The following is a 26,605-nucleotide window of genomic DNA, read 5'->3' as shown; positions in this document are numbered from 1 at the left end:
CTGCTGCTAGTCTCGCCGCGCACCGACATCCTTTAACGAGCCGTCCCGTGAGGCGGAGAAGGAGGTCCGGCAGACGACATGTCCGCTGAATCCGACGCAGTAGCCCCCGAAGGACGCACCGTCCTCGAGCCCGGTGACATCGCCCGGGCCCTCACCCGCATCTCCCACGAGATCCTCGAGCGCAACAAAGGCGCCGGCGACCTCGTGCTCCTCGGCATCCCGAGCCGCGGCGTCCCGCTCGCCCGTCGCATCGCGGCGCGCATCAAGGACGTCGAGGGCGTTGCCGTCCCGGTCGGCGCGCTCGACGTGACGATGTACCGCGACGACCTGCGCCGCCACCCCGCGCGCAGCCCGCACCCCACCGACGTGCCGCCCGGCGGCGTCGACGGGCGCACCGTCGTCCTCGTCGACGACGTCCTCTACTCCGGCCGCACGGTGCGCTCGGCGCTCGACGCCCTCAACGACCTCGGCCGGCCCGACGTCGTCCGGCTCGCGGTGCTGGTCGACCGCGGGCACCGCGAGCTGCCGATCCGCGCCGACCACGTCGGCAAGAACCTGCCCAGCGCCCGCACCGAGCGGGTGATGGTGCGCCTCGCCGACGTCGACGACCTCGAGGGGGTGTGGATCTCCTCGTGAAACGTCACCTGCTCTCCATCGACGACGTCTCGGCCGACGACGCCGCCACGCTCTTCGCGACCGCCGCCGAGATGCACGACGTGCAGAAGCGCCAGGTCAAGAAGCTGCCCGCGCTGCGTGGCCGCACGATCATCAACCTGTTCTTCGAGGACTCCACCCGCACCCGCTCGAGCTTCGAGATCGCCGGCAAGTGGCTCTCGGCCGACACCATCAACATCGCCGCCAAGGGCAGCTCGGCCAGCAAGGGCGAGAGCCTGCGCGACACCGTGCTCACCATCGCCGCGATGGGCGTCGACGCGCTCGTGATGCGCCACCCGGCCAGCGGTGCCGCCCTCCAGGTCAGCCAGTGGGTCGACGCCGCGGTGCTCAACGCCGGCGACGGCACCCACGAGCACCCCACGCAGGCCCTACTCGACGCCTACACGCTGCAGCGCCGCCTCGGCTCGCTCGAGGGCCGCCACGTCGCGATCGTCGGCGACCTCACCCACAGCCGGGTCTTCCGCAGCAACGTCAAGCTGCTCACCAAGCTCGGCGCCGAGGTCACCGTCGTCGCGCCCCCGACGCTGATGCCGAGCGGCGTCGGGTCGTGGTCGGCCGAGGCCGGCTTCGCCACCGCCTACGACCTCGACGAGGTGCTGCCGACGGCCGACGCCGTGATGATGCTCCGCGTGCAGCGCGAGCGCATGAGCGGCGGGTTCTTCCCCAGCGCCCGCGAGTACACCGTCGGCTACGGCCTCACCCGCGACCGGCTCGCGGTGCTCGGCCCCGACGTGCCCATCTGCCACCCCGGGCCGATGAACCGCGGCCTCGAGATCGCCGCCGACGCCGCCGACGCGGCGCAGTCGCTGGTGCTCGAGCAGGTCTCGGCCGGCGTCGCGGTGCGCATGGCGATCCTCTACCACCTCCTCGCAGGAGACGACGCGTGACCGACATCCTCATCAAGGGTGCCGCCCCCTACGGCGGCGCACCCACCGACCTGCTGCTGCGCGACGGCGTGATCGCCGAGATCTCCACCGGCCCGATCGCCGGCGGCAGCGCGAGCAGCGTGACCGTCGTCGACGCCGACGGCCTGGTCGCGCTGCCCGGGCTCGTCGACCTGCACACCCACCTGCGCGAGCCCGGCCGCGAGGACGCCGAGACCGTGCGCACCGGCTCGCGCGCCGCCGCGGTCGGCGGGTTCACCGCCGTGCTCGCGATGGCCAACACGAGCCCGGTCACCGACACCGCCGAGGCCGCCGAGCGCGTGCACGACCTCGGCCGCGCGGCCGGCCTGGTCGACGTCCACCCGGTCGGTGCGGTCACCCGCGGCCTCGGGGGCGAGGAGCTCGCCGAGCTCGGCCTCATGCACCGCTCGCGCGCCGGCGTCACCGTGTTCTCCGACGACGGCCGGTGCGTCGCCGACGCGCGCGTGATGCGCCGCGCGCTGGAGTACGTCAAGGCGTTCGGCGGCGTGGTCTCGCAGCACGCTCAGGAGCCCTCGCTCGCCGGACCCACCGCGTGCTGCCACGAGGGCGAGCTCTCCGGGCGCCTCGGTCTGCCCGGGTGGCCCGGCGTCGCCGAGGAGGTCATCGTCGCCCGCGACGTCATGCTCGCGCGCCACACCGGCTCGCGCGTGCACGTCGCGCACGCCTCGACCGCGGGCACCGTCGAGGTGCTGCGGTGGGCGAAGGCGCAGGGCATCCAGGTCACCGCGGAGGTCACGCCGCACCACCTGCTGCTGACCACCGACCTGCTCGGCTCGGTCAACGGGGGCTACGACCCGACCTTCAAGGTCAACCCGCCGTTGCGTCCGCAGGAGGACGTCGACGCACTTCGCACCGCGCTCGCCGACGGCACCATCGACGCCGTCGCCACCGACCACGCCCCGCACGCGCGCCACGACAAGGAGCACGCCTTCGTCGACGCCGCGTTCGGCATGCTCGGCCTCGAGACCGCGCTGCCGCTGGTCGCCTCGGTCATGGTCGACTCCGGCCTGCTCGACTGGCACGGCGTCGCGCGGGTGATGTCGGCCAACCCGGCCCGCATCGCCGGGCTGTCCGGCCAGGGAGCCGACCTCGAGGTCGGCGCCCCGGCGAACCTCGTGCTGGTCGACCCGGCCACGCCGCTCGTCGTCGACCGCGACGCCTCGGTCTCGCTGTCGCGCAACAACCCGTGGCACGGGCGCACGCTCGGCGCCTCCGTCGTGGCGACGTTCCTGCGCGGCACGCCGACCGTGCTCGACGGGGCGCTCGTCTGACGGCGGTCGAGGTGCGAGGTGCCCTGGCGACGAGCCTCGAGACCTCGTGACCCCGCTCGAGCGGCTCCTCGCCCACCCGCCCGACCTGCCGGTCGCGGCCGGCCTCACCGCGATCTCGGACGCCGTCCGCGGACGCGGCGCGGTCGTCGTCCAGGCGCCACCGGGGTCGGGCAAGACGACCCTCGTGCCGCCCGCCGTCGCGGTGGCCGCCGGCGGCCGGGTGATCGTCACGCAGCCGCGGCGGATCGCGGTGAGAGCGGCCGCGCGCCGGCTCGCCCACCTGGTCGGCGAGCCCGTCGGGGGCACCGTCGGCTACGCCGTGCGCGGCGAGAGCCGCACCAGCGCCGGGACGCGGGTCGAGGTGGTCACCACGGGCCTGCTGCTGCGGCGCCTGCAGCGCGACCCCGAGCTCGCCGGCGTGGGCGCCGTCGTCCTCGACGAGGTGCACGAGCGCCAGCTCGACGCCGACCTCGCGCTGGCCTTCCTCGTCGACGTGCGCCGCCACCTGCGCGACGACCTGGCCCTCGTCGCGATGTCGGCGACGATCGAGGCCGGGCGCACCGCCGCCCTGCTCGGGGCCGAGGTCGTCGACGTCCCGGGCGCCCTGCACCCGGTGGAGCGACGCTGGCACGCCCCACCGCCCGGCGTGCTCACCCGCGACGACCGCGGTGTGACGCCCGGCTTCCTCGACCACGTCGCCGCCACGACCCGCCTCGCGCTCGACCACGACGACGGCGACGTGCTCGTCTTCCTTCCCGGCGTCGGCGAGGTCGGCGGTGTCGTGCGGCGCCTGGCCGGGGTCGACGCCGACGTGCTCGAGCTGCACGGCCGCCTCGACGTCCGCGACCAGGACCGCGCGCTCACCCCCGGCCCACGGCGGCGCGTGGTGGTCTCCACCGCGGTCGCCGAGTCGAGCCTCACCGTGCCCGGCGTCCGGGTCGTCGTCGACGCCGGCCTCGCGCGCCGTCCGCAGACCGACCACCGGCGCGGCCTGGCCGGGCTCGTCACCGTGCGGGCGAGCCGGGCGGCGGCCGGCCAGCGCGCCGGCCGTGCCGGTCGCGAGGGCCCGGGCGTCGTCCACCGGTGCTGGTCGGAGGCCGACCACCTCCACCTGGCCGAGCACCCCGAGCCCGAGGTGCTCACGGCCGACCTCGCCTCCTACGTGCTCGAGCTGGCCGCGTGGGGCGACCCCGACGGCGCGGGCCTCGCCCTGCTCGACCGCCCGCCCGCCGCCGCGCGCGACGCCGCCCACGAGACCCTGCGGGCCCTCGGCGCCCTCGACGGCGGCGCCATCACCGACCGCGGCCGCGCGATCGCCCGCGTGCCCGCCGACCCGCGCCTGGCCCGCGCCCTGCTCGACGGCGCCACCGCCGTCGGACGCCGCCGCGCGGCCGAGGTCGTCGCGCTGCTCGCCGACGACGTCCGCGCCCCCGGGGCCGACCTCGTCGCGGCGCTGCGCGAGGCCCGACGCCACCGCGACTGGCGCAGCAGCGTCGCGCGGCTGGAGCGTTCGGTCGGCGACGTGCCGGGGGAGGGCCACGACGGGCTCAGCGACGACCAGGCCGTCGGCCTCGTCGCCGCCCTCGCCCACCCGGACCGGATCGCCCGCCTGCGCCCCAACGGCACCTCCTACGCCACCGTCGGCGGCACGGGCGCGGTCCTGCCACCCGGCTCGCCGCTGGCCGGCACGCCGTGGCTCGCGGTCGCCGACGCCGAGCGCCGTCCGGGGCAGCGCGACGCGACCGTCCGCGGCGCCGCCCCGATCGACGAGGACACCGCGCTCGAGGCCGCGGCCGCCCTGTGGGCCGAGGACGACGTCGTCACCTGGCGCGACGGCCGCACCACCGCCCGCCGCGTCACCCGGCTCGGCGCGATCGAGCTGACCTCGACGCCGGTCGGCGACCCCGACCCGGCCGCCGTCGCCGCCGCCGTCGCCGACGCTCTCTGTCGCGACGGGCTCGGCGTCCTGCGCTGGACCGAGCCGGCGACCGGCCTCCGGCAACGCCTGGCGTTCCTGCACGGCGCCCTCGGCGAGCCGTGGCCCGACGTCTCCGACGACGCCCTGCTCGACCGCGCCACCGACTGGCTCGACGGCACCACCGACCCACGCCGCCTCGACGTCGTCCAGGCGCTGCGCCGGCTGCTGCCCTGGCCCGAGGCCGGCCGCCTCGACGAGCTCGCGCCCGAGCGGGTCACCGTGCCGAGCGGCTCGCAGGTGCGCATCGACTACGGGGCGGGGGAGAAGCCCGTGCTCGCCGTCCGCGTGCAGGAGGTCTTCGGCTGGACGACGACCCCGACGATCGCCGACGGCCGCGTCCCGCTGCTGCTGCACCTGCTCTCGCCCGCCCGCCGACCGGCCGCCGTCACCGACGACCTCGCCCGGTTCTGGACCACCGGCTACCCGCAGGTGCGCGCCGACCTGCGCGGGCGCTACCCCAAGCACGCCTGGCCCGAGGACGGCGCGTCCGCGCCCGCGTCCCGTGGCACCGCACGCCGCGGCCGCTGATAGGGTCTGCGACGGCTCATACATCCTTTAACCACCGTCCTGTGAGGCGGAGAAGGAGGTACGGCGTGCCTGTGCATGCCCCCGCGATCCTGGTCCTCGAGGACGGTCGCACCTTCCGCGGCGACAACTACGGTGCCGAGGGCGAGACCTTCGGCGAAGCGGTCTTCAACACCGGCATGACCGGCTACCAGGAGACGCTGACCGACCCGTCCTACCACCGGCAGGTCGTCGTCATGACCGCGCCGCACATCGGCAACACCGGGGTGAACGACGACGACCCCGAGTCGTCGCGCATCTGGGTCGCCGGCTACGTCGTGCGCGACCCCGCCCGGGTGCCGAGCAGCTGGCGCAGCGTGCGCAGCCTCGACGACGAGCTGCGCGCCCAGGGCGTCGTCGGCATCTCCGGCGTCGACACCCGCGCCCTCACCCGTCACCTGCGCGAGCGCGGCGCGATGAAGGTCGGCATCTCCACCGTCGAGACCGACCCGGCCGCCCTGCTCGAGCGGGTCAGGGCGTCCGGCGAGATGGCCGGCACCGAGCTGGCCAGCCAGGTCTCCACCGAGGCCGCCTACGTGGTGCCGGCGCTCCCCGGGCCTTGGGGCGAGAAGCGCTTCACCGTCGCGGCCCTCGACCTCGGCATCAAGACCATGACGCCGCACCGCATGGCCGAGCGCGGCTGCGAGGTGCACGTGCTGCCCGCGACGGCGAGCCTCGACGACGTCAACGCCGTGAACCCCGACGGGCTCTTCTACTCCAACGGCCCCGGCGACCCCGCCGCGACGACCCACCAGGTCGAGGTGCTCCAGGCCGCGCTCGCGCAGGGCCTGCCCTACTTCGGCATCTGCTTCGGCAACCAGCTCTTCGGTCGCGCGCTCGGCTTCGGCACCTACAAGCTCAAGTACGGCCACCGCGGCATCAACCAGCCCGTGATCGACCGCACCACCGGCAAGGTCGAGGTCACCGCGCACAACCACGGCTTCGCCGTCGACGCCCCGCTCGAGGGCTCCACCACGACGCCCTACGGCGAGGCCTCCGTCTCCCACGTGTGCCTCAACGACGACGTCGTCGAGGGCCTCGAGCTGCGCGACGCCTCCGGCGCGCTGACCGGCTTCTCGGTCCAGTACCACCCCGAGGCCGCGGCCGGCCCCCACGACGCGGCTTACCTGTTCGACCGGTTCGTCGATCTGATGTCGACGGGTCCCGAGGCTCGCTCCGCTCGCACCTCGACCGACGCCGACGCCGACGCCGACGAGAAGGAGGCCTGAGATGCCGAAGCGCGACGACATCAAGTCCGTGATGGTGATCGGCTCCGGGCCGATCATCATCGGCCAGGCCTGCGAGTTCGACTACTCCGGCACCCAGGCCTGCCGGGTGCTCAAGGAGGAGGGCCTGCGCGTCGTCCTGGTCAACTCCAATCCGGCCACGATCATGACCGACCCGGAGTTCGCCGACGCCACCTACGTCGAGCCGATCACGCCCGAGTTCGTCGAGATGGTCATCGCCAAGGAGCGCCCCGACGCCCTGCTGCCCACCCTCGGCGGCCAGACGGCGCTCAACGCCGCGATCGCGCTGCACGAGAACGGCGTGCTCGAGAAGTACGGCGTCGAGATGATCGGCGCCAGCTTCGAGGCCATCCACCGCGGGGAGAACCGCGAGCAGTTCAACGCGATCGTCGCGAAGGTCGGGGGACAGGTCGCCCGCAGCCGGGTGTGCCACACCCTCGCCGACTGCGAGGCCGCGGTCGCCGAGCTCGGCTACCCGGCCGTCGTCCGACCGTCCTTCACGATGGGCGGCACCGGCTCGGGCATCGCCTACGGCCCCGACGACCTCGAGCGCATCGCCGGCGCCGGCCTGGCCGCCAGCCCGACGACCGAGGTGCTGATCGAGGAGTCGATCATCGGGTGGAAGGAGTACGAGCTGGAGGTGATGCGCGACAAGGCCGACAACGTCGTCATCGTCTGCTCGATCGAGAACCTCGACCCGATGGGCGTGCACACCGGCGACTCGATCACCGTCGCGCCGGCCATGACGCTCACCGACCGCGAGTACCAGTACCTGCGCGACCTGGCCATCGGCATCATCCGCGAGGTCGGCGTCGACACCGGCGGCTGCAACATCCAGTACGCCGTCAACCCCGCCGACGGCCGGGTCATCGTCATCGAGATGAACCCGCGCGTCTCGCGCTCCTCGGCCCTGGCGAGCAAGGCCACCGGGTTCCCGATCGCCAAGATCGCCGCCAAGGTCGCCGTCGGCTACACCCTCGACGAGATCCGCAACGACATCACCGAGGAGACCCCCGCCTCCTTCGAGCCCACGCTCGACTACGTCGTCGTCAAGGTGCCCCGGTTCGCGTTCGAGAAGTTCCCCGGCGCCGACCCCACGCTCACCACGCACATGAAGTCGGTCGGCGAGGCGATGGCCATCGGGCGCAGCTTCACCGAGGCCCTGCAGAAGGCGCTGCGCAGCCTGGAGTCGAAGGACGCCCCCTTCGACTGGCACCAGGAGTGGGTCGACCTCGACAAGGCCGCGCTGCTCGAGGAGATCAAGGTCCCGCACGACGGCCGGCTGAAGAAGGTCATGGACGCCATGCGGGCCGGCGCCACGCCGGAGGAGATCTTCGAGGCGACCAGGATCGACCCCTGGTACGTCGACCAGCTCGCGCTCATCAACGAGGTCGCCGCGGCGGTCACCGAGGCCCCCGAGCTCACGCCCGACCTGCTGCGCCTGGCCAAGCGCCACGGCTTCTCCGACGCCCAGATCGGCAAGATCCGCGGCATGACGCCCGACGTCGTGCGCGGCGTCCGGCACGCGCTCGGCATCCGACCGGTCTACAAGACCGTCGACACGTGCGCGGCGGAGTTCGCGGCCAAGACGCCCTACCACTACTCCTCCTACGACGAGGAGAGCGAGGTGGCCCCGCGCGAGCGGCCGGCCGTGATCATCCTCGGCTCCGGGCCCAACCGCATCGGCCAGGGCATCGAGTTCGACTACTCCTGCGTGCACGCCTCCCTCGCGCTGAGCGAGGCCGGCTACGACACCGTGATGGTCAACTGCAACCCCGAGACGGTCTCCACCGACTACGACACCTCCGACCGGCTCTACTTCGAGCCGCTCACGCTCGAGGACGTCCTCGAGGTCGTGCACGCCGAGCGGCAGGCCGGCCCCATCGCCGGCGTGATCTGCCAGCTCGGCGGCCAGACGCCGCTCGGCCTCGCCCAGGGCCTCGCCGCGGCCGGCGTCCCGATCGTCGGCACCTCGCCCGACGCCATCGACCTCGCCGAGGACCGTGGCCTGTTCGGGCGCGTGCTCGCCGACGCCGGTCTCGTCGCGCCCCAGCACGGCACCGCCACCTCGGTCGACGAGGCCGCCGTCGTCGCCGCCGAGATCGGCTACCCGGTGCTCGTGCGCCCGTCGTACGTGCTCGGCGGTCGCGGCATGGTCATCGTCTACGACGACGAGACGCTGCGCACCTACCTGGGCAAGTACGTCACCTCCGGGCTCATCGGCCGCGACGCACCGGTGCTCGTCGACCGGTTCGTCGACGACGCCGTCGAGGTCGACGTCGACGCCATCTTCGACGGCGACGAGCTGTTCCTCGGCGGCGTGATGGAGCACATCGAGGAGGCCGGCATCCACTCCGGCGACTCCTCGTGCGCGCTGCCGCCGATCACGCTCGGCGAGCGCGAGGTCGGCCGCATCCGCACGGCGACCGAGGCCATCGCCCGCGGTGTCGGCGTCCGCGGCCTCATCAACATCCAGTTCGCTCTCGGCTCCGACGTGCTCTACGTGCTCGAGGCCAACCCCCGCGCCTCGCGCACCGTGCCGTTCGTCTCGAAGGCCACCGCGACACCGCTGGCCAAGGCCGCGGCCCGGGTGATGCTCGGCGAGTCGGTCGCCGACCTGCGCGCGGCCGGTCTCCTGCCGGCCACCGGCGACGGCGGCGCGCTGCCACCCGACCAGCCGATCGCGGTCAAGGAGGCGGTGATGCCGTTCAACCGGTTCCGCACCCCCGACGGCCAGCAGGTCGACACCGTGCTCGGCCCGGAGATGAAGTCGACCGGCGAGGTGATGGGCTTCGACCGCGACTTCGGGGCCGCGTTCTCCAAGAGCCAGGCCGCCGCGTTCGGACCGCTGCCCACCGAGGGCAAGGTGTTCGTCTCGATGGCCAACCGCGACAAGCGCTCGATGATCTTCCCGGTCAAGGTGCTCGCCGACCTCGGCTTCGAGATCCTCGCCACCCAGGGCACCGCGGAGGTGCTGCGCCGCAACGGCGTCACCTGCACCGTCGTCCGCAAGCAGCACGAAGGCCCCGGCCCGCAGGGCGAGAAGACCACCGTGCAGCTCATCCACGACGGCGAGATCGACCTCATCGTCAACACGCCCTACGGCGCCGGCACCGGCGGCAACGTGCGCCTCGACGGCTACGAGATCCGCACCGCGGCTGTCATGGCCAACGTCCCGTGCATCACCACCGTGCAGGGGCTCGGCGCCGCCGTCCAGGGCATCGAGGCCAGGCGGCGCGGCGACATCGGCGTCCGCTCCCTCCAGGACTGGGCAGCTTCCCGGTGATCTACCAACGGCTGTTCGAGCACGGCTTCCGCCGCATGGACGCCGAGAGGGCCCACCACCTGGGCTTCCGCGCGATCCGGACGGCGGCGCCGGCCGTCGGCCGGTGGCGCCCGCAGGGCCGCCCGGTCGAGGCCATGGGCCTCACGTTCCCGCACGCGCTCGGCCTCGCGGCCGGCTTCGACAAGAACGCCGTCGGCATCGACGCCCTCGGTGCGCTCGGGTTCGGCCACGTCGAGATCGGCACCGTCACCGCCCAGGCGCAGCCGGGCAACTCGCAGCCGCGTCTGTTCCGGCTCGTCTCCGACCGGGCCGTCGTCAACCGGATGGGCTTCAACAACGACGGCGCCGAGGTCGTGGCGGCCCGCCTGGCCGAGCGGGGCGCCGCCGGCCCGGCCGACGGCAGCCGCACCGTGCTCGGCGTCAACATCGGCAAGACCAAGGTCGTGCCCGACGACGACGAGCAGGCCGTGCTCGACGACTACGCGGCCTCGACGCGCCTGCTCACCCCGCACGCCGACTACCTCGTCGTCAACGTCTCCTCGCCCAACACCCCCGGCCTGCGCAGCCTCCAGGCGGTCGAGCGGCTCGGCCCCCTGCTGGCCCACGTGCGTGGGGTGGCCGACGACGTCACGCCGAGCAGCCGCGGGCGGGTGCCGCTGGTGGTCAAGATCGCCCCCGACCTCGCCGACGACGACGTGCTCGCCGTCGCCGACCTCGCCGGCGAGCTGGGTCTCGACGGCATCAGCGCGACCAACACCACCATCAGCCGTGACGGCCTGCGCAGCCACCCCTCGCAGGTCGAGGAGGTCGGCGCCGGCGGACTGTCCGGTCGCCCGCTCCTGGCCCGTGCCACCGAGGTGCTGCGCCTGCTGCGCGGCCGCGTCGGGCCCGACCTCACGCTGATCGGCGTCGGCGGCATCTCGACGGCCGACGACGCCCGCGAGAGGCTGGACGCCGGCGCCGACCTCGTGCAGGGCTACACGGCGTTCGTCTACGACGGCCCGCTGTGGCCACGACGCATCGTGAAGGGGCTCCGTTAGATGTTGGGTTTCGAGACACCGGTTGCGAGCGCCGAGGGCGCTCGCACGGCTCCTCAACCTCCCCGCGTGAGCCACCTCCGAGCAAGCTCGGAGGTGGCGCGGTGAGCTTCGGTGACTACCAGATCGCGCTCTACCTCGGCGCGCTCGGCGGCGTCCTGCCGCAGCACCCCTTCTCCTACGCCGAGCTGGAGGCCGCCGCGCTCGCCGCGCTGCCGCCCGAGCTGCGCACCTACGTCGCCGGCGGGGCCGGCGACGAGACCACCCAGCGCGGCAACGCCACGGCCGTCGACGACTACGCCGTGGTGCCGCGCATGCTCCGCGCCTCCGAGAGCCGCGACCTGTCGGTCGAGCTGTTCGGCACGACGCTGCCCAGCCCGCTGCTGATGGCGCCGGTCGGGGTGCTGGGCCTGTGCTCGCCCGACCAGCACGGCGACGTCCACGGGGCCGAGGCGGCCGCCGCGACCGGCGTCCCGTTCATCGGCTCGACCCTGATGAGCGACCCCCTCGAGGACGTCCTGCCCGCCACGGGCGACACGCCGGCCTGGTTCCAGCTCTACACCCCCAAGAACCGCGACCTCGCGGCCAGCCTGGTCTCGCGCGCCGAGGCCGCGGGCGCCGAGGCGCTCGTCGTCACGCTCGACACCTGGGTGCCCGGCTGGCGCCCGCGCGACCTGGCGAGCGGCAACTTCCCGCAGCTGCGCGGCAAGGCCCTGGCCAACTACACCTCCGACCCGGTGTTCCGCGAGCTCGTCGGGCCCGACGCCGACGTCGGCACCATCGTGATGACGTGGGTCGGGCTGTTCGGCCACCCGGTCACCTGGGACGACCTCGCCTGGCTGCGCTCGCTCACCGACCTGCCGCTCGTGCTCAAGGGCGTCTGCCACCCCGACGACGCCCGCCGCGCGCTCGACGAGGGCGCCGACGGCATCTACGTCTCCAACCACGGCGGCCGTCAGGCCAACGGCGGCGGGGCAGCGCTCGACTGGCTGCCCGACGTGGCCGCCGCGGTGGGGGAGCGCGCGCCGATCGTCTTCGACTCCGGCGTGCGCACCGGCGACGACGTCGTCAAGGCCCTCGCGCTCGGCGCCACCGCGGTCGCGGTCGGCCGGCCCTACGTCTACGGGCTCGCCCACGGCGGGGTCCCCGGTCTCGTGCACGTGCTGCGCTCGCTGCTCGCCGAGGCCGACCTGCTCATGGCCGTCGACGGCTACCCGACCGTCGCCGACCTGACCGCCGACGCCCTGAGGAGGCTCCGATGAGCTTCGGCAGGCGTTTCAGCCAGGCCCTCGAGGCACGCGGCCCGTTCTGCGTCGGCATCGACCCGCACGCGGCGCTGCTACGCGAGTGGGGTCTCGACGACGACGTCGCCGGGCTCGAGCGGTTCGCCCTCACCGTCGTCGAGGCCGTGGCGCCGCTGTGCTCGATGGTCAAGCCGCAGTCGGCGTTCTACGAGCGGTTCGGCTCGCGCGGCATCGCGGTGCTCGAGCAGGTCGTGGCCGCCTCGCGCGCGGCCGGCGCGCTCGTGCTGCTCGACGTCAAGCGCGGCGACATCGGCTCGACGTCCGAGGCCTACGCCGAGGCCTACCTCGACCCCGCGAGCCCGCTGGCGGTCGACGCCGTCACCGTGAGCCCGTACCTCGGGTTCGGCTCGCTCGACCCGTTCGTCGACGCCGCCCGGCGCCACGACGCCGGCCTGTTCGTGCTCGCGCTCACCTCCAACAAGGAGGGTCCGGAGGTGCAGCACGCCCGCACCGACACCGGTGAGACCGTCGCCGACCGGGTGCTCGACCACCTGCGCCGCCTCAACGCCGGCGCCGAGCCGCTGGGCTCGTTCGGCGCCGTCGTCGGTGCGACCATCGGCGAGACCGGGGCCGACTTCGCCTTCAACGGCCCGATCCTCGCGCCCGGCTTCGGCGCCCAGGGCGGCACCACCGCCGACATCGCCCGGATCTTCGGCAGCGCCGCGCGGCACGTCGCCCCCAGCTCGTCGCGCGAGGTGCTGCGCGCCGGACCCGACGCCGGCGCCATGCGCGACGCCGTCCGCCGGGCCAACGACGACCTCCGGGCGTTGGGGTGAGGCTGGCCCCGACCGTCCTCGTCGTCGTGCTCGCCGCGGCCGGGCTCGCCGCGTGCGGCGAGGAGGACCGGTTCGAGGCCTACTGCGACGTCGTCGCCACCGAGGCGCCCCGCATCGCCGAGGCCCTCGACCGTGACGACGGAGCGTCCGGGCTGCTGCCCGCCCTGCCCAGCTTCGAACGGCTCGGCGAGGCCGCCCCCGGCGATATCGCCGACGACTGGTCGGTGATCGTGCAGCGCCTCGACACCCTGGCCGACGCGCTCGAGGACGCCGGCGTCGACCCGTCCGACTACGACCCCACCGACCCGCCCGACGGCGTCACCGACGAGCAGCAGGAGGCCATCCGGCTCGGTGCCGGCAGCGTGGGCACCGAGGCGGTCCAGGAGGCGCTGGCGAACGTCCAGCAGCAGTCGCTCGACGTCTGCGGCCAGGCCCTGGTCCCGCCGGGCTGAGTCGGCAAGATCACCCTGGCCCGGAGGGCGGTGCGCCCACGTTGCCGCTCGTCGAGTGTCGTGACTAGTGTGAGCCGCTAGCGGCCCTCCCTCCGCTGCTCATCCAGCCCTCAGAAGGACCCGCACACGTGGCACTTCCTCGCCAGACACCCGAACAGCGCCAGGCAGCGCTCGACAAGGCCGCTGCGTCACGTCGCGAGCGGGCCGAGGTGAAGAACCGTCTGAAGAACTCCGGCGCCTCGATCATCGAGGTGATCCACGAGGGCCAGGTCAACGAGGCCATCGGCAAGATGCGCGTCGTCGACCTCCTGCAGTCGATGCCCGGGCTGGGCAAGGTGCGCGCCCGGCAGGTCATGGAGCGCCTCGGCATCGCCGAGTCGCGTCGGGTGCGCGGCCTCGGGACCAAGCAGATCGCCTCGCTCGAGCGCGAGTTCTCGCCCGAGCAGAGCTGAATGACCGAGCCCCGACCCACCCGGCTCGTCGTGCTCGCCGGGCCGACCGCCGTCGGCAAGGGCACGGTCGCGGCCGCCGTCCGGGCCGACCACCCCGAGGTCTGGATCTCGGTCTCGGCCACCACCCGCAAACCGCGCCCGGGCGAGGTCGACGGCGTCCACTACCACTTCGTCGACGACGCCGAGTTCGACCGGCTCGTCGCGGCCGACGAGCTGCTCGAGTGGGCCGTCGTGCACCGCGCCGCGCGCTACGGCACGCCGCGCGGGCCGGTCGAGGCGTCCCTGGCCGCCGGACGCCCCTCGATGCTCGAGATCGACCTGCAGGGTGCGCGGCAGGTCCGGCAGACGATGCCCGGCGCCCTGTTCGTCTTCCTCAAGCCACCGTCGTGGGACGAGCTGGTCCGTCGGCTGGTCGGCCGGGGCACCGAGACGGCCGAGGAGCGCGAGCGCCGACTGGCCACGGCGCGCGACGAGCTGGCGGCCGAGGAGGAGTTCGACGTCACCGTCGTCAACCACGAAGTTCATGAGGCAGCCACCGAGTTGGTAGCCTTGATGACGCTCGGTTGATCAGTCGCTCCGCGACGTGCTCCACCTGCCCCTCCGAGCTCACCATCTTCACTAGCGAGGCACTTGCATGGCTGCGCCCAACATCGATGCCGTCGGCGTCACGAACCCGTCGATCGACGACCTGCTGACCAAGACCGACAGCAAGTACAAGCTGGTGCTCTACAGCGCCAAGCGTGCGCGTCAGATCAACGCCTACTACTCCCAGCTCGGCGAGGGCCTGCTCGAGTACGTCGGCCCGCTCGTCGACACCCACGTGCAGGAGAAGCCGCTCTCCATCGCACTGCGTGAGATCGCCGACGACAAGCTCACCTGCGAGGACGTCGACCCGGCCGAGCTCGCCGCCGAGGAGGCCGCCGCGAAGGCTGCTGCCGCCGACGCCGCCGCCCAGGCCGAGTGACCAGGTCCTGACGCTGACCGGCCACACCACCGAGGCCGCGACCCCCCCGGGGTCGCGGCCGTCGGTCGTTCTGGGGGTGAGCGGCGGCATCGCGGCCTACAAGGCGTGCGAGCTGCTGCGGCGCCTCACCGAGTCCGGTCACGACGTCACCGTCGTGCCCACGGCGGCCGCGCTCGAGTTCGTCGGCGCGCCCACGTGGGCGGCTCTGTCGGGCAAGCCGGTCGCCACCGACGTCTGGACGTCGGTGCACGAGGTGCCGCACGTGCGCATCGGCCAGTCCGCCGACCTCGTCGTCGTCGCCCCGGCCACCGCCGACCTGCTCGCCAAGGCAGCGCACGGCCTCGCCGACGACCTCCTCACCTCCACGCTGCTCACCGCCCGGTGCCCGGTCGTGCTCGCCCCCGCGATGCACACCGAGATGTGGGAGCACGCGGCCACGCAGGCGAACGTCGAGACCCTGCGCTCGCGGGGCGTGCTCGTCGTCGAGCCGGCCGAGGGCCGGCTCACCGGCAAGGACACCGGCAAGGGCCGCCTGCCCGAGCCGGCCGCGCTGTTCGAGGTGTGCACCGACGTGCTCGCCCGCGGCGCCGTCCCGGCCGACCTGGTCGACCGTCATGTCGTCGTCTCAGCCGGCGGCACCCGCGAGCCGCTCGACCCCGTCCGCTACCTCGGCAACCGGTCGTCCGGCCGCCAGGGCTACGCACTGGCCCGCGCCGCGGCGGCCCGGGGAGCCTCGGTCACGCTGGTCGCGGCCAACGTCGACCTGCCCGACCCGGCCGGTGTCAGCGTCGTCCGGGTGGGCACCACGGCCGAGCTGCGCGACGCCGTCGTCGCCGCGGCGAGCACCGCCGACGCGGTGGTGATGGCCGCGGCGCCCGCCGACTTCCGGCCCACCGACGTCAGCGGCGCCAAGATCAAGAAGACCGCCGACGGCTCGGCGCCCACGATCGCGCTCGTGCAGAACCCCGACGTCCTGCACGAGATCTCCACCCACCGTGCCCGCGCCGGCTCGGTCATCGTCGGCTTCGCCGCCGAGACCGGCGACGCGACCGGCACCGTGCTCGACCTCGCCCGCGCCAAGCTGGCCCGCAAGGGCTGCGACCTCCTCGTCGTCAACGACGTCAGCGGGGGAGCGGTCTTCGGCAGCAGCGACAACGAGGCCGTCATCCTCGGCGCCGACGGTGGCTCGCGGGAGGTGCCGCACGGCACCAAGCACGCGCTCGCGCACGTCATCTGGGACGAGGTGGCCCACCGATGGGCCCCGGGATTCGCACCGTGAGACGGCCGTCTTGCATGCTGGTCCCTCTCTACACTTTTCACCTGCAGCTACTGCCTTCGATCGAGAGTGAGTACCACCGTGGCTGGACGCCTGTTCACCTCCGAGTCCGTGACCGAGGGGCACCCCGACAAGATCGCTGACCGGATCAGTGACACCGTCCTCGACTACTTCCTCGAGAACGACGAGCAGATCGCCGACCTGCGCGTCGCCTGCGAGACCCTGCTGACCACCGGCCTCGTCGTCGTGGCCGGCGAGGTGCGCTCCACGGCGCCGCTGCCGCCGCCGACCGTCATCCGCGAGGCCATCAAGGACATCGGCTACGACCACTCCGACAAGGGCTTCGACGGCGACACGTGCGCCGTCCAGTTCGCCGTCGGTGCCCAGTCGGCCGACATCGCCCAGGGCGTCGACTCCGGCATCGAGCAGCGCGTCGGCGCCTCCGACGACGAGCTCGACGCGCGGGGCGCGGGCGACCAGGGCCTGATGTTCGGCTACGCCTGCGACGACACCGACGTGCTCATGCCGCTGCCGATCGTCATCGCCCAGCGCCTCGCCGAGAAGCTCACCGAGGTGCGCAAGAACGGCACGATGGCCAACCTGCGCCCCGACGGCAAGACCCAGGTGACCATCGAGTACGACGAGCACGACGTGCCCGTCCGCATCGACACCGTCGTGCTCTCGACCCAGCACTCCGAGGACACCGACCTCGACAAGCTCGAGGCCGAGATCAAGCAGCACGTCATCGACCCCGTGCTCGCCACCTTCACCCTGCCCTCCGAGGGCTACCGCCTGCTGGTCAACCCGACCGGGCGGTTCGTGACCGGTGGCCCCATGGGCGACGCCGGCCTGACCGGCCGCAAGATCATCGTCGACACCTACGGCGGCATGGCCCGCCACGGTGGCGGCGCCTTCTCCGGCAAGGACCCGTCGAAGGTCGACCGCTCCGCCGCCTACGCGATGCGCTGGGTCGCCAAGAACGTCGTCGCCGCCGGCCTGGCCAAGCGCTGCGAGGCCCAGGTCGCCTACGCCATCGGCAAGGCCCAGCCGGTCGGCGTGTTCATCCAGACGTTCGGCACCGGCGTCGTGAGCGACGAGAAGATCCAGGAGGCCGTGCTCGAGGTCTTCGACCTGCGCCCCGCCGCGATCCTGCGCGACCTCGACCTGCTCCGCCCGATCTACGCCAAGACCTCCGCCTACGGCCACTTCGGCCGCGAGCTGCCGGAGTTCACCTGGGAGAAGACCGACCGCGCCGACGCGCTCAAGGCTGCCGCCGGCGTCTGACGCCTCGCGCCGACCGACGTCCGGGCCGGTACCCCTCGCCACGAGGGGTGCTGGCCCGGTCTCGTCGGTGGGCGCTGCTAGACAGGCCCCATGACCGAACGACCGAGCCCCGACGAGCAGCCCGAGCTGCTCCCGGGGCTCGTGCGCGCCACGGTCAAGCAGGCGCAGGCCAAGGCGCGTGCCACGCGCGAGCGCAAGGCGGCCGAGGCGGCGATCACCGACGTCCTGCCGGTGGCCCGGGTGCTGGTCGACGTCGCCCTGGCCCACCTCGACCGCACCTTCGACTACGCCGTGCCGGCGACCATGGCCGACTCCGCCGTCCCGGGCGCGCGGGTCAAGGTCCGCTTCGCCGGTCAGGACGCCGACGGGTTCGTGCTCGAGCGGGCCGAGAGCTCCGACCACGCCGGCCGGCTCGCCCCGCTGCGGCGCGCGGTCAGCGCCGAGCCCGTGCTCACCCCCGCCGTGGCCGGTCTCGTCGCCGACGTCGCCGAGCGCTACGCCGGCGTCCGCTCCGACGTGCTGCGCCTCGCCGTCCCGCCCCGGCACGCCACCACCGAGAAGCAGCCGTCGCTCCCGGCGCCCCAGCCACCCCGCCCCCCGGTCGCCGATGCGTGGGCCGGCTACCTGCACGGCGCCGCGTTCCTCACCCACCTCGCCGACGGTGGCCGACCGCGCGCCGTCTGGTCGGTGGCGCCGGGCGACGACTGGCCCGCTCTCGTCGCCGCAGCGGCGGCCACCGCTCTGGCCGCCGGGCGCGGCACGGTGGTGTGCGTGCCCGACGGCAAGGACGTCGCGCGCGTCGACGCCGCCCTCTCCAACGCCTTGGGCGAGGGTCACCACGTCGCCCTCACCGCCGACGCCGGCCCGGCCGCCCGCTACCGCGACTTCCTCGCCCTCAGTCGCGGTGCCCGGCGTGTCGTCGTCGGCACCCGTGCGGCCGCCTTCGCCCCGGTGGCCGACCTCGGCCTCGTCGTCTGCTGGGACGACGGCGACGACCTCCACGCCGAGCCGCGCGCGCCCTACCCGCACACCCGCGAGGTGCTGCTGCTGCGCTCCGAGCGCGAGGGCGCGGCCGCGCTCGTCGGCGGGTTCGCGCGCAGCGTCGAGGCGGCCTACCTCACCCGCGGCGGGTGGGCCCACGAGCTCGTCGCCCCGCGCGAGCGGCTGCGCGCCGCCGCCACCGTCGCGATCGCCGGCGCCAGCGACCACGACCGGGCCCGCGACCCCAGCGGCGCCGGTGCCCGCATCCCGTCACAGGTGCACGCCCTGGTCAAGCAGGCACTCGAGGCCGGGCCGGTGCTGGTGCAGACGCCGCGGTCGGGCTACGCGCTCGCGTTGGCCTGCGAGCGGTGCCGCACCCCGGCCCGCTGCCCGGCCTGCGCCGGTCCGCTCGGGCTCACCTCGCCCACCACCCCGCCCGCGTGCCGCTGGTGCGCCACCCCGGCCGTCGGGTGGTCGTGCCCCGAGTGCGCCGCGGTCGGGCTCCGCGCGCCGCTGCTCGGCGAGGCCCGCACCGCCGAGGAGCTCGGCCGGGCGTTCCCGTCGGTGCGCGTGCGCGCCTCGGCCGGCGAGCACGTGCTGGCCGAGGTGCCCGACGTGCCGGCCATCGTCGTCGCGACCCCGGGTGCCGAACCGGTCGCGGACGGGGGCTACGCGGCCGTCGTCCTGCTCGACACGTGGCTGCTCCTCGCCCGCGACGACCTCCGGGCCGCCGAGGAGGCCCTGCGGCGTTGGAGCAACGCCGTCGGTCTGCTCCGCACGGGCGGACGGGCCCTCGCCGTCGGCGACCCGACGCACCCGGCGCTCCAGGCGCTCGTGCGCTGGGACCAACCCGGCTTCGCGCGCCGCGAGGCGATCGACCGTCACGGCGCCCACCTGCCGCCCAGCACGCGCGTCGCCACCGTCACCGGCGAACCGGGCGCCGTCGACGACGCCCTCACCCTGCTCGCCCCGCCCACCCACGTCGAGGTGCTCGGCCCGGTGCCGGCCGGCCCCGACGACGAGCGTCTGGTGCTGCGCACCCCGCGCTCCCACGGGGCCGACCTGTCGCGCGCGCTCGCCGACCTGCAACGGGTCCGCTCCAGTCGCAAGCTCGACGCCGTCCGGGTGCAGGTCGACCCGGTCACGTTCTGAGGCGCGTCGGAGGCACGCTCCGCGTGGGCGACGTCACCGTGCCCGGGTGACGCCGAACCCGCCCGGTCGCTCACCGCGCGGCCGTAGGATGATCATCGGCCAGACCACCCCGACACCGCAGAGGAGCTCCGTGGCGATCCAGCCGATCCGGCTCTTCGGCGACCCGGTGCTGCGCCGTCCGGCGGCCGCGGTCGTCGACTTCGACAAGGAGCTGCGCACGCTCGTCGCCGACCTCACCGACACGATGCTCGAGGCGCCCGGCGCCGGGCTCGCGGCCCCGCAGATCGGCGTCGGCCTGCGGGTGTTCACGTGGTTCGTCGACGGCGAGGTCGGCCACCTGGTCAACCCCGACCTGACGCTGTCGGAGGAGACCCAGCACGGCCCCGAGGGGTGCCTGTCGATCCCGGAGCTGCGGGCCGACTGCACCCGCGCCCTGTCCGTCGTCGCCCGCGGCTGGGACATGCACGGCGAGCCCCTCGTCGTCGAGGGCTCCGAGCTGCTCGCGCGCGCCATCCAGCACGAGACCGACCACCTCGACGGCGTCTTGTTCCTCGACCGGCTCGACACCGCGGCCCGCAAGGCGGCGATGAAGGAGATCCGCGAGTCCGAGTGGTTCGGACTCGAACGACCGACGGTCAAGGTCAGCCCGCACGCCACCCGCGGGTTGGGCCTGTGAGCACGACTGCGAGCATCCTCTGATGCGTCTCGTCTTCGCCGGCACCCCCGAGGTCGCCGTCCCCAGCCTCGACGCCATCGCCGCGTCCGGTCACGAGCTCGTGGGCGTGGTCACCCGCCCCGACGCGCCCGCCGGTCGCGGACGACGCCTCGTGGCCAGCCCGGTGGCCCAGCGCGCCGACGAGCTCGGCGTCCCGGTGCTCAAGCCCGACCACCCGCGCGACCCCGACTTCCAGGCGGCGCTGCGCGCGCTCGAACCCGACTGCTGCCCCGTCGTCGCCTATGGCGCGCTGCTACCGCAGTCGGCGCTCGACATCCCCCGGCACGGCTGGGTGAACCTGCACTTCTCCTGCCTGCCGGCGTGGCGCGGTGCGGCCCCGGTGCAGCACTCCATCTGGGCCGGCGACGAGGTCACCGGCGCCACCACGTTCCGCATCGTCAAGGCCATGGACGCCGGGCCCACGTTCGGCGTCATGACCGAGCGCATCCGTCCCACCGACACCGCCGGCGACCTGCTCGGCCGCCTCGCCGAGGGCGGTGCCGGGCTGCTCGTCACCACGCTCGACCACCTCGAGCAGGGCACCATCGAGGCGCGCGAGCAGCAGGCCGAGGGCGTCAGCATGGCGCCGAAGATCACCGTCGATGACGCCGAGGTCGTCTGGACCGAGCCCGCCGTCGCCGTCGACCGCCGGGTGCGCGCGTGCACCCCGGCCCCCGGCGCCTGGACGACGCACGAGGGCGAGCGCCTCAAGCTCGGCCCGGTGCGGCCTACCGACGAGACGGTGCCGGCCGGCACCCTCGAGGTCCGCAAGCAGGAGGTCCTGGTCGGCACGGCCACGACCGCCGTCCGGCTCGGCGACGTGAAGCCGTTCGGCAAGAAGCAGATGCCGGCCGCCGACTGGGCGCGCGGCGTCCGGCTCGAGAGCGGCACCCGCCTCGGAGGGCCGCTCGGGGCCGCGCCGTGACCGAGCGCCCGGTCGACCGAGCCGCGGTGCCCGCCGACGTCGACGAGATCTGCGCGGCGCTGCCCGAGACCGAGCTCGGCACGTCGTGGGGCGACGTCCCCACGTGGAAGGTGCCGCGCGGCGACAAGGGCAAGGGCTTCGTGCTCTACCGCCCGCCCGGCCGCACGGCCATCGACCCGGCCACCGGCGAGCCCTACGACGACCTGCTGGTGATCGTCACGCCCACCGAGGCCGAGAAGGCCGCTCTGGTCGACGACGAGACGACGCCGTTCTTCACCGTCCCGCACTTCGACGGCTACGCCGCCGTGCTGGTGCAGCAGTCACGCATCGGCGAGGTCGGGCGCGACGAGCTCGCCGAGATCATCTTCGACGCCTGGGCCACGCGCGCGCCGAAGCGGCTCGTGCGTGAGCACCTGCCGGTGACGGGACGGCCGGGCGGGGCCGACCGTGGCTGAGCGCGGCGGCGGCGGCAAGGCGCGGGCGGCCGACCCGGCCCGGCGAGCGGCCTGGGAGGTGCTCAAGACCGTCCGGGTCGACGACGCCTACGCCAACCTCGTGCTGCCGGCGGTCATCGAGCACTTCAGGCTCGACCAGCGCGACGCCGCCTTCACCACCGAGCTCGCCTCGGGCACGCTGCGCTGGCGCGGGCTCTACGACGCGATCCTCGCCACCTGCGTCGACCGTGCCCTGTCGCGGGTCGAGGCGCGCGTGCTCGACGCCCTGCGGCTCGGGGTGCACCAGCTGCTCGCGATGCGGGTGCCGACCCACGCCGCGATCAGCGCCACCGTCGACCTCGTGCGTGACATCGGCAACGAGGGCGCGGCCGGGTTCACCAACGCCGTCCTGCGCAAGGTCTCGGCCCGCGACCGCGACGAATGGGTCGCCGAGGTCGCCGGGCCGGCCGGCACGCGCAAGCACCTCGAGGTCGCCCTCAGCCACCCCGCCTGGGTCGTCGAGGAGCTCGCCCGCGGCCTCGGCCCGACCCGCGTCGACGAGCTCGCTGACCTGCTCCAGGCCGACAACGACCCGCCTGCGGTCACCCTCGTGGCCCGCCCCGGACGCGCCGAGCCCGCCGAGCTGCCGGGCACCCCGACGCGCTACTCGCCCTACGGCGTCGTGCTCGACGGCGGCCGCCCGTCGGCCGTGGCCGCGGTGGCCGAGGGCCGTGCCGGCGTGCAGGACGAGGGCTCGCAGCTGGTGGCGCTCGCCCTCGCGCGTGCCGGGCTCGACGGCCCCGACCGCACCTGGTTCGACATGTGCGCCGGCCCGGGCGGCAAGAGCGCGCTGCTGGCCGCCCTCGCGGCCGAGCGCGGCGCCGTCCTGCTGGCCGGCGAGCGAGCGCCGCACCGGGCCGGGCTGGTCCGCAAGGCCCTGGCCGGCGCCTCCGGCGTCGCCGGTGTCGTCGTCGCCGACGGCGCTCGCCCGCCGCTGCGGCCGGGCTCGGTCGACCGGGTGCTGGTCGACGCGCCGTGCACCGGCCTGGGCGCCTTGCGCCGTCGTCCCGAGGCCCGGTGGCGGCGCCGCTACGACGACATGATGAACCTCGTGCTGCTGCAGCGCTCGCTGCTGAGCAGCGCGCTCGACCTCGTCCGCCCGGGCGGCGTGGTCGCCTACGCCACCTGCTCGCCGGTCTACGCCGAGACCTCCCAGGTCGTCGGCAGCCTGCTCGGCGGCCGCCAGGACTTCGTGCTCGACGACGCCACGCAGCTGCTGCCCGAGGTGCCCGACGCCGAGGGCACCCTGGCCGGCACCGTGCAGCTGTGGCCGCACCGCCACGGAACCGACGCGATGTTCGTGGCGGTGCTGCGCCGGTGGGACTGACCCGCCGCGACGGCGTCCTGGGTGTCAGTCGAGCACGTGGCGCAGGTAGCGCTGCGGGGCGTCGAGGTACGCCTTCCAGTGCTGCACCAGCTCGAGGTCGTCCCACGCCGTGCGCCGGTAGCCCCAGTCGCCCACCTCGAGGATCGTCGCGCCCGGCAGTGAGCACAGCACGGGGGAGTGGGTGGCGCAGAGCACCTGCCCGCCCGCTGCCGCGACGTCGTGGAGGGCCGCCATCGCACCCAGGGTCGAGGAGAACGAGAGCGCCGCCTCCGGCTCGTCGAGGCAGTAGAACGCGGGTGAGTCGAAGCGGCTGCGGAAGACGGCGAGGAACGACTCGCCGTGGCTCATCTCGTGGAAGACCGGGTCGCGGGCGCTGCCGACGGAGTCGAGGTAGGTGTACCAGCCGTGCATCGTCTCGGCACGCAGGAAGAAGCCCCACCGACTGGCGCCGATGCCGCGCCGCAGCGTGAGAGCCCGGCCCAGGTCCGACTCCGTGACGCGGGTGGAGTGGCTGCTGTGCGTCGAGCCGCCCTCGGGCGACAGGCCGTAGGCGATCGCGATCGCCTCGACCAGGGTCGACTTGCCCGTCCCGTTCTCGCCGACCAGGAACGTGACGCCCTTCGGCAGGTCGAGGCCCTCCCGTGCCAGCTGGGCGACGGCGGGGATGGTCATCGGCCAGGCGTCGCGGTCGAGCCGCGCCTGACGTGAGACGTCGACACGCACGACCGGAGGCTGGTCGAAGTCCATGCCCGTCAGACTAGGTTGGGATCGTGGCGTCGAAGTCCCCGTCGGTCGAGATCGAGGTCGACGACCGCGTCGTCCGGGTGAGCAACCCCGACCGCGTGTACTTCCCGCAGAGCGGCGCGACCAAGCGCGACCTCGTCGACTACTACCTCGCCGTCGGGCCCGGCATCGTCAACGCGCTGTTCGAGCGGCCGTGCATGCTGCACCGCTTCCCGAAGGGTCTCGACGGCGACAAGGTGCACCAGAAGCGGCTGCCCCAGGGGGCGCCGGGCTGGGTCGAGACGGTCCGCCTGCACTTCCCCCGCTGGAACCGCACCGCCGACGAGCTGTGCGTCACCGAGCTCGGCTCGGTCATCTGGGCGGTGCAGATGTCGACCGTCGAGTTCCACCCCTGGAACAGCCGTCGTGCCGACCCCGAGACGCCCGACGAGTGGCGCATCGACCTCGACCCCGGACCGGCGTCCGACTACGCCCAGGTCCGGCGGGTGGCGGGCGTCGTCCACGAGGTGCTCGACGAGCTGGGCGCCGTCGGCTACCCGAAGACCAGCGGCGGCAAGGGCCTCCACGTCTACGTGCGCATCGAGCCCGACCACGAGCACCCGGCCGTGCGGCGTGCCGCGCTGGCGTTCGCACGCGAGATCGAGCGACGCCTGCCCGACGACGTCACAACCACGTGGTGGCGCAAGGACCGCGACCCCCACCACCTTTTCGTCGACTACAACCAGAACGCCCGCGACCACACGATCGCCGCCGCCTACTCGGTGCGCGGCCTGCCCGACGCCCGCGTCAGCGCGCCCGTGCGCTGGGACGAGATCGACGACGCCGACCCGCGCGACTTCACCATCTTCACCATGCCCGAGCGGTTCTCCGCCCTCGGCGACCTGCACGCCGACATCGACGACCACGTCTTCGACATCGCCCCGCTGCTGGAGTGGGCCGACCGCGACGAGGCCGACGCTGCCGAGACGCCCGACGAGCCCGAGGACGACGCGGGGTGAGCGGAACCCGAGCCATGAGCCAGCCGCGACTCGTGCTCCTCAACGGCATGCCGGGCGCGGGCAAGTCGACGCTCGCGCGTCGCTACCGCGACGACCACCCCGGCGTCCTGTGCGCCGACGCCGACGACCTCCGGACGGCGATCGGCGGCGTCCCGGCCGACCACGACGAGGCGACGCAGCGGCTCGTGCTCGCGCTGGCGGCCGCGCACCTCGCGTCCGGCTACGACGTCGTCGTCCCGCAGCTGGTGGTGAGCCCCGAGCACCTGGCCCGGTTCGAGGAGGTGGCCCTCGACGCCGGCGCCGAGCTCGTCGAGGTCGTGCTGCACGGTGGCGTCGTCGACTCGCGGGTGCCCGACGCCGCCGTCGAGCACCTCGTCGAGTACGCCCACGGCCTCGCCGACCTGCTGGTCCACCGCCCCGGCACCCACCGCCTCGCCACCCGCCACGGCGACGTCGACGCCGCCTACGGTGCCCTCGTCGACCTGCTCGACCCCGACCTCCCCGCCTGAGCCGCCCCGGGATACTCCGGTCGCTGGTCGACCTGTTCCGGCGGATCGAGGTCGACCAGGGACCGGAGTATCCGGCCCGGCGGATAGGGTCGGGACCCGTGAGTCACGTGCAGATCACCCCGTCGATCCTCAACGCCGACTTCGCGGCACTGGGCGCGGAGGTGGCCCGCATCGGCAGCGCCGACTGGGTGCACGTCGACGTGATGGACAACCACTTCGTGCCGAACCTGACGTTCGGCCCGACGATGGTCGAGGCGATCGCGCGCGGCACCGAGGTGCCACTCGACGCCCACCTGATGATCGAGGAGCCCGACCGGCACGCCCCCGCCTACATCGAGGCCGGGTGCGGGTCGGTGACCTTCCACGTCGAGGCCGCGAAGGCGCCCGTGCGCCTGGCGCGCGAGATCCGCCGGCTCGGGGCACGGGCGAGCATGGCCCTCAAGCCGGCCACGCCCGTCGAGCCCTACGAGGACCTCCTGCCCGAGCTCGACATGCTCCTGCTGATGACCGTCGAGCCCGGCTTCGGCGGCCAGTCGTTCCTCGACCTCGTGCTGCCCAAGATCCGCCGCGCCCGGGCCCTCATGGCCAAGCACGGCGTCGAGACCTGGCTCCAGGTCGACGGCGGCGTCTCCCTCGACACCATCGCGCGGTGCGCCGAGGCCGGCGCCGACGTGTTCGTGGCCGGCAGCGCCGTCTACTCGGCCGACGACCCCGACCGCATGGTCGCCGAGCTACGCGCCGCGGCCGAGGCCGCCCGGGCAGGGGACGACGCATGACCGCGTTCACCCGCGGCGCCCACCTGTTCCGTGCCGCCACGGCCGACCTGACCCCGTCCGAGCTCGACTGGCCGGTGCCCTCGTGCCCTGGCTGGACGATCTCCGACGTCATCACCCACGTGGCCGACAACCTCGCCGCCGTGCTGCGCCACCACGGCGTCGACGACGCGGTCGCCGACGTCACCGTCGCCTACGAGCAGCACCTGCTCAAGCAGCCGCGCGCCCTCATCGACGCCCTCGACCTGACCATCCACGCCTGGGACGTCGCCCACGCCCGCGGCATGAAGGCCGAGCTCGACGACGTCGTCCTCGACTTCCTGCTCGCCTTCGCCGTCGACGCCGGCGAGCAGCTCTACGTCGACGGCGAGTTCGAGCTGATGCTCGTCGGCGACGACGAGTCGAAGCAGGCGCGGGTGCTCGCCCTCTACGGTCGCGACGCGCGCGAGCCGAAAAGCACCTGAGCCGACGCGCCGCCGCAGGCAGACTGTCCCG

25 protein-coding genes are annotated in these 26,605 nt (G+C 74.0%); 24 read left to right on the top strand and 1 reads right to left on the bottom strand.

Going from position 1 to position 26,605, the window contains the following annotated elements; genetic code table 11:
• Positions 1-78: 78 nt before the first annotated feature.
• The 20 genes from pyrR (at position 79) to ABFT23_RS16550 (ending at position 23,086) form a co-directional block, all read left to right on the top strand.
• A complete protein-coding gene (gene pyrR / locus ABFT23_RS16645; RefSeq protein WP_347897177.1) occupies positions 79-636 on the top strand; it encodes a bifunctional pyr operon transcriptional regulator/uracil phosphoribosyltransferase PyrR in 558 nt (185 codons plus the stop codon).
• Positions 633-1,562, top strand: coding sequence for an aspartate carbamoyltransferase catalytic subunit (locus ABFT23_RS16640; RefSeq protein ID WP_347897175.1), 930 nt, complete (start codon positions 633-635; stop codon positions 1,560-1,562). The genes pyrR and ABFT23_RS16640 overlap by 4 nt, the downstream gene beginning before the upstream one ends.
• Complete coding sequence (locus ABFT23_RS16635) at positions 1,559-2,872, top strand: dihydroorotase (protein ID WP_347897174.1); 1,314 nt, start codon at positions 1,559-1,561, stop codon at positions 2,870-2,872. The genes ABFT23_RS16640 and ABFT23_RS16635 overlap by 4 nt, the downstream gene beginning before the upstream one ends.
• Before the next feature lie 46 nt (positions 2,873-2,918).
• On the top strand, positions 2,919-5,378 hold the full coding sequence (hrpB, locus tag ABFT23_RS16630) for an ATP-dependent helicase HrpB (RefSeq protein WP_347897172.1): 2,460 nt from the start codon (positions 2,919-2,921) through the stop codon (positions 5,376-5,378).
• Between the two features lie 65 nt (positions 5,379-5,443).
• Positions 5,444-6,643: a glutamine-hydrolyzing carbamoyl-phosphate synthase small subunit gene (carA, locus tag ABFT23_RS16625; RefSeq protein ID WP_347897170.1), complete on the top strand. Its 1,200-nt coding sequence runs from the start codon at positions 5,444-5,446 to the stop codon at positions 6,641-6,643.
• 1 nt (position 6,644) lies between these two features.
• A complete protein-coding gene (gene carB / locus ABFT23_RS16620; RefSeq protein WP_347897168.1) occupies positions 6,645-9,947 on the top strand; it encodes a carbamoyl-phosphate synthase large subunit in 3,303 nt (1,100 codons plus the stop codon).
• Positions 9,944-10,987 (top strand): quinone-dependent dihydroorotate dehydrogenase, encoded by a 1,044-nt coding sequence (locus ABFT23_RS16615; protein WP_347897166.1) that lies wholly within the window; start codon positions 9,944-9,946, stop codon positions 10,985-10,987. The genes carB and ABFT23_RS16615 overlap by 4 nt, the downstream gene beginning before the upstream one ends.
• A gap of 101 nt (positions 10,988-11,088) precedes the next feature.
• Complete coding sequence (locus tag ABFT23_RS16610) at positions 11,089-12,246, top strand: alpha-hydroxy-acid oxidizing protein (RefSeq protein ID WP_347897164.1); 1,158 nt, start codon at positions 11,089-11,091, stop codon at positions 12,244-12,246.
• Positions 12,243-13,064 (top strand): orotidine-5'-phosphate decarboxylase, encoded by an 822-nt coding sequence (gene pyrF, locus ABFT23_RS16605; RefSeq protein WP_347897162.1) that lies wholly within the window; start codon positions 12,243-12,245, stop codon positions 13,062-13,064. The genes ABFT23_RS16610 and pyrF overlap by 4 nt, the downstream gene beginning before the upstream one ends.
• Positions 13,061-13,516 (top strand): hypothetical protein, encoded by a 456-nt coding sequence (locus ABFT23_RS16600; RefSeq protein ID WP_347897160.1) that lies wholly within the window; start codon positions 13,061-13,063, stop codon positions 13,514-13,516. The genes pyrF and ABFT23_RS16600 overlap by 4 nt, the downstream gene beginning before the upstream one ends.
• Positions 13,517-13,644: 128 nt before the next feature.
• Positions 13,645-13,968: an integration host factor, actinobacterial type gene (gene mihF / locus ABFT23_RS16595; protein WP_347897158.1), complete on the top strand. Its 324-nt coding sequence runs from the start codon at positions 13,645-13,647 to the stop codon at positions 13,966-13,968.
• On the top strand, positions 13,969-14,535 hold the full coding sequence (gene gmk / locus ABFT23_RS16590; protein ID WP_347897156.1) for a guanylate kinase: 567 nt from the start codon (positions 13,969-13,971) through the stop codon (positions 14,533-14,535).
• Positions 14,536-14,602: 67 nt separating this feature from the next.
• Entirely contained in the window at positions 14,603-14,932 is a 330-nt protein-coding gene (gene rpoZ / locus ABFT23_RS16585) for a DNA-directed RNA polymerase subunit omega (protein WP_347897154.1), read from the top strand.
• A gap of 13 nt (positions 14,933-14,945) precedes the next feature.
• A complete protein-coding gene (gene coaBC / locus ABFT23_RS16580) occupies positions 14,946-16,211 on the top strand; it encodes a bifunctional phosphopantothenoylcysteine decarboxylase/phosphopantothenate--cysteine ligase CoaBC (RefSeq protein ID WP_457623724.1) in 1,266 nt (421 codons plus the stop codon).
• 78 nt (positions 16,212-16,289) lie between these two features.
• A complete protein-coding gene (gene metK, locus ABFT23_RS16575) occupies positions 16,290-17,492 on the top strand; it encodes a methionine adenosyltransferase (RefSeq protein WP_347897152.1) in 1,203 nt (400 codons plus the stop codon).
• A 90-nt stretch (positions 17,493-17,582) separates the two neighbouring features.
• A complete protein-coding gene (locus tag ABFT23_RS16570; protein WP_347897150.1) occupies positions 17,583-19,625 on the top strand; it encodes a primosomal protein N' in 2,043 nt (680 codons plus the stop codon).
• 130 nt (positions 19,626-19,755) lie between these two features.
• Positions 19,756-20,301, top strand: coding sequence for a peptide deformylase (gene def, locus ABFT23_RS16565; RefSeq protein WP_347897148.1), 546 nt, complete (start codon positions 19,756-19,758; stop codon positions 20,299-20,301).
• A gap of 22 nt (positions 20,302-20,323) precedes the next feature.
• Positions 20,324-21,265 (top strand): methionyl-tRNA formyltransferase, encoded by a 942-nt coding sequence (fmt, locus tag ABFT23_RS16560; protein ID WP_347897146.1) that lies wholly within the window; start codon positions 20,324-20,326, stop codon positions 21,263-21,265.
• Positions 21,262-21,720 carry an MmcQ/YjbR family DNA-binding protein gene (locus ABFT23_RS16555; RefSeq protein WP_347897144.1) on the top strand — a complete coding sequence of 153 codons (459 nt, stop codon included), beginning with the start codon at positions 21,262-21,264 and terminating at the stop codon, positions 21,718-21,720. The genes fmt and ABFT23_RS16555 overlap by 4 nt, the downstream gene beginning before the upstream one ends.
• Positions 21,713-23,086, top strand: a complete 1,374-nt coding sequence (locus ABFT23_RS16550) for an RsmB/NOP family class I SAM-dependent RNA methyltransferase (RefSeq protein ID WP_347897142.1) — start codon at positions 21,713-21,715, stop codon at positions 23,084-23,086. The genes ABFT23_RS16555 and ABFT23_RS16550 overlap by 8 nt, the downstream gene beginning before the upstream one ends.
• Positions 23,087-23,110: 24 nt before the next feature.
• On the opposite strand, the gene ABFT23_RS16545 is transcribed toward ABFT23_RS16550, so the two are convergent.
• The gene (locus ABFT23_RS16545) at positions 23,111-23,833 is read right to left on the bottom strand and encodes an AAA family ATPase (protein ID WP_347897140.1); all 723 of its coding nucleotides are present in this window, start codon (positions 23,831-23,833) and stop codon (positions 23,111-23,113) included.
• 23 nt (positions 23,834-23,856) lie between these two features.
• Here ABFT23_RS16545 and ligD point away from each other — a divergent pair, with 23 nt between their 5' ends.
• From ligD to ABFT23_RS16525, 4 genes are all read left to right on the top strand, one after another.
• Positions 23,857-24,828, top strand: coding sequence for a non-homologous end-joining DNA ligase (gene ligD / locus ABFT23_RS16540; protein ID WP_347897138.1), 972 nt, complete (start codon positions 23,857-23,859; stop codon positions 24,826-24,828).
• Between the two features lie 14 nt (positions 24,829-24,842).
• Complete coding sequence (locus ABFT23_RS16535) at positions 24,843-25,337, top strand: AAA family ATPase (protein ID WP_347897136.1); 495 nt, start codon at positions 24,843-24,845, stop codon at positions 25,335-25,337.
• Positions 25,338-25,435: 98 nt separating this feature from the next.
• A complete protein-coding gene (rpe, locus tag ABFT23_RS16530) occupies positions 25,436-26,113 on the top strand; it encodes a ribulose-phosphate 3-epimerase (protein WP_347897134.1) in 678 nt (225 codons plus the stop codon).
• Complete coding sequence (locus ABFT23_RS16525; RefSeq protein ID WP_347897132.1) at positions 26,110-26,574, top strand: maleylpyruvate isomerase N-terminal domain-containing protein; 465 nt, start codon at positions 26,110-26,112, stop codon at positions 26,572-26,574. Before rpe ends, ABFT23_RS16525 begins: the two co-directional genes overlap by 4 nt.
• Positions 26,575-26,605 lie beyond the last annotated feature (31 nt).

Source organism: Nocardioides secundeburneus (genome assembly GCF_039939255.1).
Lineage (GTDB): Bacteria > Actinomycetota > Actinomycetes > Propionibacteriales > Nocardioidaceae > Nocardioides.
This window is presented reverse-complemented; position numbering and strand designations above follow the sequence as displayed.

What these genes read in the sequence shown, in the direction of transcription:
- pyrF (WP_347897162.1), top strand. Translation starts at nt 12,243, where the DNA reads ATGAGCTTCGGCAGGCGTTTCAGCCAGGCCCTCGAGGCACGCGGCCCG.
- ABFT23_RS16525 (WP_347897132.1), top strand. Translation starts at nt 26,110, where the DNA reads ATGACCGCGTTCACCCGCGGCGCCCACCTGTTCCGTGCCGCCACGGCC.
- rpoZ (WP_347897154.1), top strand. Translation starts at nt 14,603, where the DNA reads ATGGCTGCGCCCAACATCGATGCCGTCGGCGTCACGAACCCGTCGATC.
- gmk (WP_347897156.1), top strand. Translation starts at nt 13,969, where the DNA reads ATGACCGAGCCCCGACCCACCCGGCTCGTCGTGCTCGCCGGGCCGACC.
- ABFT23_RS16535 (WP_347897136.1), top strand. Translation starts at nt 24,843, where the DNA reads ATGAGCCAGCCGCGACTCGTGCTCCTCAACGGCATGCCGGGCGCGGGC.
- carB (WP_347897168.1), top strand. Translation starts at nt 6,645, where the DNA reads ATGCCGAAGCGCGACGACATCAAGTCCGTGATGGTGATCGGCTCCGGG.
- fmt (WP_347897146.1), top strand. Translation starts at nt 20,324, where the DNA reads ATGCGTCTCGTCTTCGCCGGCACCCCCGAGGTCGCCGTCCCCAGCCTC.
- pyrR (WP_347897177.1), top strand. Translation starts at nt 79, where the DNA reads ATGTCCGCTGAATCCGACGCAGTAGCCCCCGAAGGACGCACCGTCCTC.
- ABFT23_RS16570 (WP_347897150.1), top strand. Translation starts at nt 17,583, where the DNA reads ATGACCGAACGACCGAGCCCCGACGAGCAGCCCGAGCTGCTCCCGGGG.
- ABFT23_RS16545 (WP_347897140.1), bottom strand. Translation starts at nt 23,833, where the DNA reads ATGGACTTCGACCAGCCTCCGGTCGTGCGTGTCGACGTCTCACGTCAG.